This is a genomic window from Chryseobacterium geocarposphaerae (genome assembly GCF_002797535.1).
Lineage (GTDB): Bacteria > Bacteroidota > Bacteroidia > Flavobacteriales > Weeksellaceae > Chryseobacterium > Chryseobacterium geocarposphaerae.
Genome location: NZ_PGFD01000002.1, coordinates 98,922 through 111,729 on the forward strand (window position 1 = coordinate 98,922; position 12,808 = coordinate 111,729).

Here is a 12,808-nt window from a genome sequence, read left to right on the forward strand (position 1 = left end):
TTACTTCCGGATTTTTTAATTTACTTCATATTCTAATTTTATAGTAATGCTCGCCTCTTTTTCTTTGGAAGACGTATTAAAGGTTCCGCCATAAGAATAATCTTCATTTGAATTCGGCGCAGTAATCTGTATCACTCCCATGGTTGCTTTTTTAAGATTCCCCAAACTGCTTCCTGAGTTTTCCGCAATTTTTTCTGCACGCTCTTTAGCATCTTTTGTTGCAGCAGCAATCATTTCCTGTTTTACCGTGGAAAGCTTGGTGTAGAAATAAGACGGTGAAGAAGATGTAAATTCAATACCTCGGTTGATGATTTCTGTGATATTTCTGGAAAGGTTTTCAATCTTAGCAACTTCCTTGCTTTCAATAGAAACCGTTTGCGTTAAATTATATCCTGAAAATTCATTCTGAACAGTATTTCCGTTTGAATCCGTAAGATTTTTAAACTGCTTCTGAATATCAACCGAAGAAAAAACAATCTCGTTTTGCTTTACTCCTTTTGACAAAAGATAATCATTAATCGTTTTTCGATCTAAAGCCAATTCATCATAAGCCGTTTTGAGATCAAAATTGTTTTTCGAAAAGCTTCCCGACCAGGTAATAAGGTCCGAGGTAAATTGTTTGGTTCCCAAACCGGTTACAGAAATGGTATTTTCAGATTTATTCCTGTTTTTGATAGCATTTCCTAAAAGTCCTAAACCGATAACAAAACCCAATGCAGCAACTGCGATCGCAATAATTGTTTTATTCATTTGTATCTGTGATATGATACTCAATCATCAATTATTATTCCGAAATGCAATAAAAAGCTGATTAATCACTTAACTTATTTATTTTCTGATATTCTGCAAAGGCAGCCCGTAATTCATAATAGATAGCACCCTGTTTAAAATCTTTCCGGTATCTTTTCGAAAGCATTTTTATTTTTTCCGCATATACGAGAAATTTATCAACCTGCTCTTCATCCATCCCATATTTTTCCAGAAAACTTAAATCGACTTCATTTTTTATTCTTTGGAGAAAATTTTGCGTTTCATAGAAATTAGGCTTTGTAATTTTGGGTTTGGTTGCTTTTTTTGCCAGTCCTATTGCTCCGGCAATTACTCCTAAAACATTTACTTGCCCCGCATTGAAATCATGTCCTCCGAAACTTTTGGGAATTGTATTTTTTGGCATCACTTCAGTCATGGGAGACTTCATATAGCTTTCCATTGAGGATTTTAAGGAAGCAACTTTTCTGGAATCATCCAGATGTTTACTGTCTTTCTTAATATCTCCCGTCAGTTGATATTCAATTTTAACTTCGGGAATCAATATTTCCGAACGCTTAAGAAGAATATTGATGGACGTTTTAAAATTTTCTTCGGAAACATGAATCTGTGAGCGATAAAATCCTTCTCTCACAAATCTGATTTCATCATCCAGATTAGCTTCAATGGTAAACCTTCCGGATATGTCACTATATACATTTCCATTACTCGATATATTAATAACTAAAACCTTGCTTAGAGGTATGTTCTGTTCATCCAAAATAAATCCTGAAACCTTTTGTTGGGCAAAAATAAACGCTCCAATACAGCAAAAAAGTACACTTAAACAAGCTTTCATCATTTACTTTTGGGTTTGGGGAGCACGATATGAAGATATTCTTGTAAATACAGCACGCTGAAATCTCATCAGATCAGCATCACTGCAAAACCCGTATTTTAAAATATTTTTCCTTTCATAACCTCCCGCAAAAACATAATAGATAAAATGCTGAATCTGCGGTTTTTCAATTTTTAAATCTATAAAATATTGTTCTCCCAACGCGGAAATCAGATACTTCATCAAATCAACATCATCCCATCTATTTTTGACTTTCCCAATAGAGAAACCCTCACCTTTTGGCTGAACAAATTGCCCGGGTCTTGCAGCCAGAACTCTAGGATCTGATTTCTGAGACAAATAAGCAGCAAGTTCACTTTTAAGTTTCTGAACTTTCTTTTGCTGATTTAAGTTTTTCGAATCAATAGCAAGGTCCCCTGTTATACCCTTTTTAACCTCTACCTCATCAATTAATGTAGCAGCTTTTATCAAAGTAATCTGTAAGGAAGAACTTATACTATTTTCATCCATTTTCTTATTCACCCTTTCGTAACCCGCCTTTACAAAACGGAGCTCATCACCAACTCTTCCGGAAATCATAAAATGGCCGTCGCTATTAGAAACTACGCGTTCATTAGTTCTTATATTAATTACAGTTACATCTGTTAATTCTACCCCATCCTCAGTACTAATCTTACCGAAAATATAGTTTTGGGCATTTATGTTGAGGAAAAATAAGACGAAAAAAGTAAAAAGTAGCTTTATTTTCACGGACAGTTTTTTATAAAGCAAAGCTAAAGTTAATTTTAATGCAAATTAGAAGTTTAACCTCAGTTAACTTGTTTTAGAGTTATTTTAGAGTTTTTAAATTGGAAACTGTTAAAATAGCCCGGGAAAATTGTTAAAATTTAAGTCATATTTAACTAAATTGCAGATTCAATTTTACTCAGAAAATGCAAAATTCATATACAGTTATCAACGCTTCAGCAGGTTCAGGGAAAACTTATGCCCTTGTTCAGCGGCTTCTGATGATCTGTCTTCGGTATCCTAATCAGCAGCAGTCGATCAGGAATATTTTGGCGTTGACCTTTACCAATAAGGCAGCCAATGAAATGAAGGAAAGAATTTTGTCGTGGCTGGGAAATTTCTCTGCAGATAATTTTGCTGAAAACGGCGACTTAAAAAATATTCAGAAAGCGTTTGAGGAGGAAGGTCTGAAAATTACCATTGATGAATTGCATCTCAGAGCAAAAAAATTACTGGATTATGTCCTTCATAATTACTCCACTTTAAATATCGGAACGATTGACCGTTTTAATTCCCGTCTGGTAAGAAGCTTTTCCTACGAACTAGGGCTGGCAAAAAATTTCAATCTTGAAATTGAAGCTGAACCGTTTTTGATAGAAGCAGTTGATAAAATGCTTGATCAGATCGGAGAAAATGACGCAATTTCTAGTTCGTTTATGGATTATGTAGATTACAGTCTGGAAAACAACGAAAGAATCAATCTGAATAAAAACCTTTATGATTCGGCCAAAGAATTTGTAAAAGACATTCATTATGAACATCTTAAAAACAACAAAGATTTTGACAATACGAATTATGAAAACATTAAGAATACCCTCCGAAAAGAAATTATCTTAAATAAAAAGCAGGCTGCAGAACTTGCTACCCAATCCATAGATCTTTTTAAATCAAGAAATATTGAGATCGAAGATTTCGCACAGGGAAAAAACGGAATTGGTGGATTTTTTATTAAAGTTTTAGATTTTTATAATCAGAAAAGAACAGGTTTCCCATTCCCCACAACTGCAGAAGAATCCGTAGTGAACAATTACAGAAAAGGAGCTTCGGCAAAATCAAAACATAAAGAAGCTGAGATTTTTGAAATTCTGGAGCAATTGCTTGAAAACAGAATGCAATTGATTCTTTTATATATTGAAACCCAGAAAAAAGAGAAAATTTTATCGGCTCTTCTTCCTTTAAAGGTAAACAAAGACATCCAGGATGAGTTGAAAAAGATTGAGGAAGAAAATGATCTGGTTTTGCTTTCAAAATTCAATATTCTGATTAATGAGAATCTGAGAAATGAGCCATCAGCATTTATTTATGAAAAAGTAGGTTCACAGTTTCAACATTATTTTTTTGATGAGTTTCAGGATACATCTGAGCTTCAGTGGCAGAACTTTATTCCGTTAAGGGATCATTCGGTTTCTACGGAAAACACCTCATTTACTTTAGTTGGTGATCCTAAGCAGAGTATTTACCGTTTTCGTGGTGGGGAAAGTAAATTGATGCTGGATATTATCAACAAAAAGGAAATCGCTCCTAAAGAAGCTGAACTTTTAGTCCTGAAAGATAACTGGCGAAGTGCAAAAAACATTGTTCAGTTCAATAATGAATTGTACGAATTCCACTCCAGAGAACTGAATGAAGAGCATAAAAATATTTTCGGGACAGACGGAAAGCAAAATCCAAAATCAGGAATTGACGGTCGTGTAAAAGTGAATTTAATAGAAAACCTCACCAACGAAGATTTCTACAACGATACTTCTGCAAAAATGCAGAAAGATATCCAGGAAAGTCTGAATAATGGTTTTAAATTCTCCGACATTACGATTCTTTGTCGGGGAAATTTTGATATTTTCAGTTATTCTCAAAAATTAGGAAATCTCAAAGTCAATTATAAAGGTGAAGAAACCAATATTAAAACAATTTCCGATAAAGGTCTTACTCTGGAATTATCCAATACTCTAAAAGCAGTCATTGAGTTTCTGAAATGGGAAACCAATCCTAAGAATAAACCCAATTTGATCATGATGATGTATCATCTGAATAAACTGGGAAGGATTCATATGGCTGATTTTACACTGGAAATGAAAGAAATTCTGGAGATGGAAACCCATGAAGAAATTTTACAGTTTATTCAGCAAAAATATTCTTTACAACTAAGACAGGATAATTTCCCGAGATTTAATCTATACAATTTTGTAGAATATTACATCAACGAATTTTCGGTTGAAAATAAAGAAACTGATTTCTTGTTGAATTTTTTGGAAATGCTTTTTAATTTCACCCAAAATGCAGGTGCAAGTACAAAAGAATTTTTAAAATATTGGGATGAAGAAGCTTCAACCTACACCATTCAGGCTTCGGAAAATATTGATGCCATTCAGATTATGACGATCCATAAAGCAAAAGGGTTGGAGTTCCCGATTGTTTTTATTCCGATGATGAATAAAAATCGTGACGCTGAGTTTTCCAACTGGTTTGAAACCAGTGACAGCTCCGCGTTGAAATCCGTAAACATCAATCAATTCAGTAAGAATCTTGAAGTTTATGATGAAGAAATCGAAAAATTCAACAAACAGAATGCTTACAAAAATTTCGTTGACCGATTGTGTTTACAGTATGTTGCAACAACCCGGCCTGTAGAACAGCTGTTTTTTTATATTCAAAAAGCCAATAAAACATCTAATAACCTTGAACTTTTAGAGTTTTTGCAATCCAAAAACGTTGAAAATCTGGATGAATTTGATCTTTATGAAACTTATCCTGAAATGCTGAAAAAACACACGAAGGATAAAACGTCAAAATTTGAGACTAAAAACATCAATAACTTAAAAAACATCAACGAAAAAAATACGTCAATTAAAATTGCAACCCCTTCAAAAAATTATCAGGTAAGAAATGAGAAGGTGAGAATTGGTCTTTTTGTGCATGAATTATTATCAAAAATCAATACTAAAAAGGATATTTCCAAAGTGCTGGAAAGCTATGTTTTAGAGGGGCAAATCACCAATGAGGAAAAAGACGAAATTCAACATACCTTAGAACAAATTGTCAGAACCTATTCCGAGTTTTTTGATGAAAAATGGGAAGTCATCAATGAAAAGGACATTATGATTTCCGAAAACGGAGAAAGTAGAATGTACCGTCCCGACCGAATACTGAAAAGCGAGGAAGGTTATATTATTGTGGATTTTAAAACGGGGGAAGAAACAGAGAAAAATGAGAAGCAGATTGAGAATTATAAACGAATTCTGGAAAGCTTGGGAAGAAGGGTTTTGAAGACACAGTTGATTTATTTAACATGATTCGGTTTATAACAAAATATCATATATACTTCTTGATGACTCTCATTATTGGGCTTTTAATATATGATTCTTATTCAAGAAATAAATATCGTGATTTATACCAACTGGAAGGATTGTATGCAATCGGAAAGATCAAAGAAATAAAAGGGTATGGAAGAGGAACAGGATATCACTTTGTTTATACTTTTCGAACTAATGGTAAAGAATATAAATCTAAAACTGATGTTGGACAATTAAATATTCGAGAAGCAGAATTATTTAAAAACAAAACTTTCTTGGTTGTCTATCTAAAAAACAATGTTCATATTAACAGAATTTATGTTTCTATTCCTGTTTCAAGAAATCTAAATCAAGTTCAATTGCAAAATTTTATTTGCAAAAATTCAGATTTAAAGAAGCGATTAAATAATATTCCTGAACCGAGCTGGTTTTGGGAAATTATTTCTAATAAAGGTTTCGGCGGCATCTTCGATGCCGCCGAAACCTTTATCCTTTAAAAAATTAAATTAAGCTGTCGCATCCGGAGTAAATACTCTCTGTGCCAATTCCTGATCAAAAAGATACAATGCGGAAGGATTATCGCAAACCATTTTGATTTTAGTCACCAATTGTGATGCACTTGCTTCCTCTTCTACCTGCTCGTTGATGAACCACTGTAAGAATGAAGTGGTAGCAAAATCGCCTTCTTCATTAGCATTTTTCACGATATTAAAAATACTTTTTGTTACTGTTTTCTCGTGAGCCAATGCTTTTTCAAAAATATCTGTAGCGTTTTCAAACTCATGAGGAGGCTTCGCAATTTCTCCGATTATAATTTCTCCGCCCACATCATTCAAATAATCAAACATTTTATCGGCATGCATTAATTCTTCTTTGCTCTGAACCCTGAAATAGTTTGCAATACCATCCAGATCCTTACTTGAAAACCATGCAGACATGGAAAGATAATATTGTGCAGCGTATTGTTCGTGAGCTATTTGTTCGTTAATTAATTTTGCAATTTTCTCGCTAACCATAAGTAATAAATTTATATTCAAAATTAGGGAATAAAAGCCCGAAATCAAAAATTTTAATTAAAATTAATCGAAAAAGGGCGGAAATACATCCGCCCTTCTAACATTAAAAAATCAAAATTATAAACTATTAATTCGCTTCGGGAGCAGCCGTAGTCATCGGCTTTTTCATCATTTTTCTATCTTTCATTCCTCTTTCCTTCATCGCTACTTTTCTTTGCTCCATTTTAGCTTTTCTGTCAGCCTGCCATTTATCATACTGCTCCGGAGTTAAGATCTTCTTCATATCTGCATCCATTTGCGCTCTTTTGGCTTTCATCTCCTCCATTTTGGCCTGTCTTGCTTCTTTGTTTTTATCAAATTCAGCTTTCATTTCCGCTTTTCTTTTTTCATGCAAAGCTTTAATTTGAGCTACCTGAGACGCATTTAAATTCAAATCCTTTTGCATTTGATCTAAATGTTCTTTTTCCATTTGTGCTCTTTTTTGCTGAAATTCTGCTCTTTTTGCTTCTCTGTCTTGTGGCGTTGTAGTGGTCTGTTGTGCCATTGCAAAACTTCCCATTCCGATAAATGCTATTGCTAAAACTAATTTTTTCATCTTTTAAAATATTTAATTATTCTTTTTATACCTGTTTGATTATTAGTTAAAATCAAAGTTAAATTGAAATATTCATAAATAATGTTAATTTTTACTATTAAATAACAAATTATAAAAATAAAAAAGAGCAGATCCTAAAATCTGCCCTCACACCACTTAAATATAAATATATGAAAATTTAATTTTTCGCAAATCCATTTCGGAAACCTCCGTTTCCTCGATTTTCATGACCCCGGTTTTGTTCTCTCGGTGCTGCATTTTCATTTCTTTTGAATCCGCCTTCATTTCTGAAACCACCACCATTATTTTCTCTTCTTGGAGCGTTTTCTCTTCTCATTTCGCCTCCTCTGAAGCCTCCCCCATTTCTATTATTATCGGCTCTTTCACCACGGAAACCATCATTATTTCTGATTCCTCCATTATCATTATTGCCTCTGAAACCGCCGTTATTTCTTATTCCGTTATTTTCATTTCTGAAACCCGGATTATTATTCCTGATTTCTGCCTGATTTCGGAATCCCCCTCCATTATTTCCATCTCTTACAGGACCTCTGAATCCGTTATTAGGTCTTTGACTTCTTACAATATTAATGGTTGGATTATCCATTCTTCTGAATTTAACTCTATCTACTCTGTAAATATTAATATTCACATTTCTATATCGCGGCATTGGTCTGCAGATTGAAGCATAATGTGTTCTTCTGTAATTTTGGAAATACACTATCGGACTGTATCCTCTGTAATAATCATTTCGGAAAACCACAAAAACTCTAGGACCTAAAATTCTTTCTAATGCATAGAATCTGTCGTAATACCATCTGTCAGGATTATATCTGTAAAAATTATTCCAGGCAGAAAAACTTATATATAAATTATTCAGTCTCAACACCTGATCAATTTGCCAACGGGATAATCTGTTCTGAGCAAAAAAGACATTCCAGTTGATACTTATGATACTGTTCCTGTAATCATTATAATTGCTTTGGTAATAATCCTGTGGATAGTAATCTTGTGGATAGTTGTAATAGTAATCATCAGGGAAATAATTCTGATCATCCTGATCACTATAATATCCATCATCCTGATAATATCCGTCATCATCTCCCCATCCATTATTTGGATATTGCTGAGCAAACGATAGTGTCGCAAAACTCATGGCAAAACCTATTAATATTTTTTTCATTTCAAATAGTTGTTAATTGGTTATAATATAGCAGAATATTTTTATTCTATCTTTTGGATATGAATACAAAAAAGAAGTTAAATCTTTCGATAAAACTTCTTTTAATTTATTGTTAACTTATTGATAATCAAATGTTAAATTTACGACCTTCCACTATCTTGCACCCAATTTGCAATTTTCTCATTAAAAGATTTTTTTTGTTTTAAATCTTCAAGATTCAGATGCATTCTATAGCGCCAATAGTGAGGAAATACCGCAGGGTTATTGATCCTTTCATTATCCATTTTCGGATGGGTAAGCTCCGGATCTGTTGCCAGAAACTCCTGAATAGGGAAAATAGCCAGTATAGCATCATTATATAAATGTTGTTTCATAATAATCTCCGCCAAATAGGCATTCAATTCTTCAGGCGCTTTCCCGTATTGAATTAATTGTTGATTAAAATATTTCTGAACCAAAGCAGGGTCTTCTTTCCACCACTGTCTTAATGTAGAACTATCATGTGAAGAAGCAGTAACCACGTTCAGATAATTGGCATGTTGAGGATTATAAAAAGGAATATTCTCTGAAGGCATCCGTTGAATTTTCAGCGCAATAATACCCAATTCATCCATTACTACAGGTACGCAGGCAGGAACCAATCCTAAATCTTCTCCGCAAATCAGCATTTTAGTGGCGTTCAGTATCATCGGAAGTTTTTCCATTGCTTTCTCATACCAAAGATGATCCTGTCTTCTGAAGAAATAATCATGGTATAAATCATAAATAGATTGCTTTTCCCCATCAGTTAAGTATTTATATGAATCTGTGCCATATACATTAAATCTGGGATGATACACTTTTTGGCCATCTCTTTCCTCTTCTAAGAACAATACATTCGCACAAAGAGCAATTAATTGATCTTCAATTACATCTTGAGGATTTTTCTTAAAGAAATCAGTTAATTTTCTCTGCGTATCAAATTCTTCTTTAAATGAATACGTTCCGTCATGATTATTATTGATAAACTCGAGTGCTTTACTGCTGTTTTCACCGAAATAATCCCAAAGAATCTGATTATTAATAAATGGCTTACAATAACGATCAAAACTAAAAGGAATCCCTCGTGCTTTAAATTCTTCTGTTGTCACCGGAACAGCAGGATAAAAATATCCTAAAATCCCCTGCGTAGCAGAAACCGGCATTCTCCAGATCCTGAAAAAGCCAAGAATATGATCAATTCTCATCGCATCAAAATATTGCTCCAATGCTTTGAATCGGTTTTTCCACCAGGTATAATCATCTGCTTTCATGGCTTCCCAGTTATACGTCGGGAATTCCCAGTTTTGTCCCAGTGCCGTAAACTGATCAGGTGGTGCTCCGGCCTGGAAATCCATTCCGAAAAGTTCCGGCTCCGTCCAGGCTTCTACAGAGTATCGATAAATCCCGATTGGCAGATCTCCTTTTACCGAAATTCCTAAACTATGGGTATAATCGATTGCATCTTTTAGCTGTTTATGAAGCTGATATTGCACCCACGCATGAAGCATCGATGTGTCATAATCTTTACTTTTTGGACTAAAAAATGGCGTTATTTTTCCGGCAATATATTTTTTATGTGTCTTCCATTCATTAAAGTTCGGTGTTTTATATTTATCTCTCAATACACAAAATGCCGAGTATGGAAGAAGCCAGCTTTCATTGTCTTTAATAAACTTTTTAAAGCCTTTATCCTTATAAATTTTCTCTTTATCTTCATTAAAAACCGCCTTCAAATATTTCCATTTTGCAGAAATCATTTTCTCGTAATCAATTAATTCTAATGAATTTAAAGATTCTTTCTCTGCCTTATACTCTTCAACTAAATCTTTAGGCAATTCAAAATCAAGATTTTCTAAAGAGATATATTGCGGATGTAGGGCATATACAGAAACGGCTGCATAAGGATAAGAATCCGTCCAAGAATAATTGGCGGTTGTATCGTTGATAGGTAAAATCTGGATGATTCCCAAATGTGTTTCTTTAGTCCAGTCTGCCAACTTTTTGATATCGTGAAACTCTCCTACTCCAAAACCATCTTCAGTTCTCAATGAAAAAACAGGAACCGCAACGCCTGCATCATGATACATTTGATAAGCCTTGAATTTAAAGTAGTGATTCGAAACGATCTGCAGAATTTCCCTGGACAGATTAGGAACAGTGAATCTGTTTTCTCCTGTTTCTACATCAATCACTCTCCCCTCTTTTATATCATAAATACAATATTTAAACTGTATGTACTCGTTTTCAGGAATTTCAACCGAAGCTTCCCAAATTCCAAAGTCTGTTTGGGACAGATGAATCACTTTATCATAATCCCAGTTTCCTAAAGAAGCCGTGCTTCCGAACAACACGATTTTCCAATCCGGATTGTAAATAGGCGCTTCTATTCTAAACAGATGAGTATGCTTTTTTAAAACCGAAATTTTCTCCGGGGAAAACTGATTAAGTTTATTGTAAAAAATTTTATTATTCAGATAGTTTTCTGGAAAGTTTTTATTATTCCACTCATCAAAAATTATAAATTCTTTATAGTTGTGGGGAAAATTAAGATGATGCTGAACAAATTCTGTTCTCAGAAGATTCCCCCGTTCATCTACAAGCTGATATTGATAAGAAACCGACTTGGAAAAATAATCAACTTCACATTTCCACAAATCGTTTTCTGTATAAAACATAGTATGAGTCTTAGATACAGCTCCGCCTTCATTAATTGTAATCTGGAGTTTTTCTCCGCCTTTTACGCTGTAACCTACATTAAAGTATAGCTTCATTTACATTTTTTTATAAAAGTACATTATAATCTCTAAAAATAAAACTTCTTGAATATCAAATATTCATTAAAAAAACCTTCTCAAAATGCTTGAAAAGGTTTTTAAGTTTTAACAAAGTTAAAGATTATTCTGTAACTAAAATTTTCTTATTTAATAATACTTTTCCTGATTCATTGATAATATTGACCAAATATGCTCCACTCACTAGGTTTTTAAGATATACCTGCTGATTCAAAGAACCTTCTTTTACCGGTAAATTCTGCTTCATCACAGCTTTTCCTGACAAATCAAAAACGGTCATTGTAAGAGTTCCTCTTACTGATTTATCATTAACGTTCACAGTGATATACTGCTCATCTACACGGGTCGGGTAAATATCAAGATTTGCCAGTATATTACCTGCAGCTATTCTGTCATTTGCAAAGTATTTACTTGCCAAATCATAAACATGCAGATTTTGTTCTCCCGCAATCTGTTTTGCCTGTAAACTTTTCAAATCAACTTCATATAAAGCAGCTCCTTTTGCACTTGCAATAACCACCTTTCCCTGTGAGTTGACAGCAGCACCATTCACTGAATAATTCTCAGGAATTCCTGAAATTTTACCTACAAATGTTGCTTTTAACTCTTTAGTAGAAACTTTGAATACATTCCCTGAAGCCGAAAAAACATAAAAATTGTTCTCCGCATCCGCAATCATATCTCCTCCAAATCCGGTTTCCAACATAGTGAAAGAATTCTTACCATTAGAAACATCGTCTTTAATGATTCCCAGGTCATTAACTGCATATTGATTTCCTTTTCTGCTGATTTGCAAAAACTGGGTTCCCGAATTATTGATTGCATAAATATTTCCGTCATAGCCAGTTGCCATTCTCGTAATATGGGAATTGATATCACACGAAGTAACTCTAGCAATATTATTTTCCACTAATGTAATTTCCTTAGTTTTGGTATTTAAAACATAAATATTAGAAGAAAACATTGGCATATATACCAGATTATTATTGAAAGCATCGTATGCTAATGTCGCAATTGAAGCTGTCTGGGAACTGTTATATGTATTTTTGTCTTCAGTCACTACTCCATTTCTTCCTTGTGAAAACACTTTGGCAGTAGAAGTTTCTGTAAAAATTTGTTCTCCTGAAATTCCGTTTGTAGCATCAATTGCACGAAAATCGTTAAAAACAATGTTTGGCGAATCTTTTCCGACAAGTGCAAAAAAGTCCTGTTGGGCATAAGCATTAGCACCTATCAGTAATAAAAATAAAGGGAATAAATGTTTTTTCATAGCATATAAATTTTATCTTTAATCATTTTAGTATGACTAAGTTACATAATTTATAGATTGGTTTTGAAAAATTTTTAAGGTTTAAAACAATTTATTTAACCCCTATTCTGACATATTTAAACTTACAGATTATTCACTACGCTCCGTTCAGAATAAACAATAGCCCATAAAAAACTCTCGCAGATTTTGCGGATTTGGCAGATGATCATGATCTGCGTAATCTGTAAAATCTGCGAGAGATATAGTTAA

At 33.7% G+C, this 12,808-nt stretch carries 10 protein-coding genes; 2 read left to right on the forward strand and 8 right to left on the reverse strand.

Translation table 11 applies throughout. The features are described from left to right. Positions 1-15 precede the first annotated feature (15 nt). The 3 genes from CLV73_RS11970 to CLV73_RS11980 form a co-directional block, all read right to left on the reverse strand. Positions 16-750, reverse strand: coding sequence for an SIMPL domain-containing protein (locus CLV73_RS11970; RefSeq protein WP_100377135.1), 735 nt, complete (start codon positions 748-750; stop codon positions 16-18). A gap of 61 nt (positions 751-811) precedes the next feature. Continuing rightward, positions 812-1,609, reverse strand: coding sequence for a hypothetical protein (locus CLV73_RS11975; protein WP_100377136.1), 798 nt, complete (start codon positions 1,607-1,609; stop codon positions 812-814). Further along, on the reverse strand, positions 1,610-2,356 hold the full coding sequence (locus tag CLV73_RS11980) for a hypothetical protein (RefSeq protein ID WP_100377853.1): 747 nt from the start codon (positions 2,354-2,356) through the stop codon (positions 1,610-1,612). A gap of 182 nt (positions 2,357-2,538) precedes the next feature. Between CLV73_RS11980 and CLV73_RS11985 the strand changes: the two genes are divergently transcribed. After that, the gene (locus CLV73_RS11985) at positions 2,539-5,682 is read left to right on the forward strand and encodes a UvrD-helicase domain-containing protein (RefSeq protein ID WP_100377137.1); all 3,144 of its coding nucleotides are present in this window, start codon (positions 2,539-2,541) and stop codon (positions 5,680-5,682) included. Continuing rightward, the gene (locus CLV73_RS11990; protein ID WP_157798786.1) at positions 5,679-6,179 is read left to right on the forward strand and encodes a hypothetical protein; all 501 of its coding nucleotides are present in this window, start codon (positions 5,679-5,681) and stop codon (positions 6,177-6,179) included. The genes CLV73_RS11985 and CLV73_RS11990 overlap by 4 nt, the downstream gene beginning before the upstream one ends. Positions 6,180-6,188: 9 nt before the next feature. On the opposite strand, the gene CLV73_RS11995 is transcribed toward CLV73_RS11990, so the two are convergent. The 5 genes from CLV73_RS11995 to CLV73_RS12015 form a co-directional block, all read right to left on the reverse strand. After that, complete coding sequence (locus CLV73_RS11995; protein ID WP_100377139.1) at positions 6,189-6,698, reverse strand: ferritin; 510 nt, start codon at positions 6,696-6,698, stop codon at positions 6,189-6,191. A 127-nt stretch (positions 6,699-6,825) separates the two neighbouring features. After that, a complete protein-coding gene (locus CLV73_RS12000) occupies positions 6,826-7,293 on the reverse strand; it encodes a hypothetical protein (RefSeq protein ID WP_100377140.1) in 468 nt (155 codons plus the stop codon). Positions 7,294-7,471: 178 nt separating this feature from the next. Further along, positions 7,472-8,476, reverse strand: coding sequence for a hypothetical protein (locus CLV73_RS12005; RefSeq protein WP_100377141.1), 1,005 nt, complete (start codon positions 8,474-8,476; stop codon positions 7,472-7,474). Positions 8,477-8,616: 140 nt separating this feature from the next. Continuing rightward, entirely contained in the window at positions 8,617-11,268 is a 2,652-nt protein-coding gene (locus tag CLV73_RS12010; protein WP_100377142.1) for a 4-alpha-glucanotransferase, read from the reverse strand. Positions 11,269-11,392: 124 nt separating this feature from the next. Then, positions 11,393-12,559 carry a T9SS type A sorting domain-containing protein gene (locus CLV73_RS12015; protein WP_100377143.1) on the reverse strand — a complete coding sequence of 389 codons (1,167 nt, stop codon included), beginning with the start codon at positions 12,557-12,559 and terminating at the stop codon, positions 11,393-11,395. Positions 12,560-12,808 lie beyond the last annotated feature (249 nt).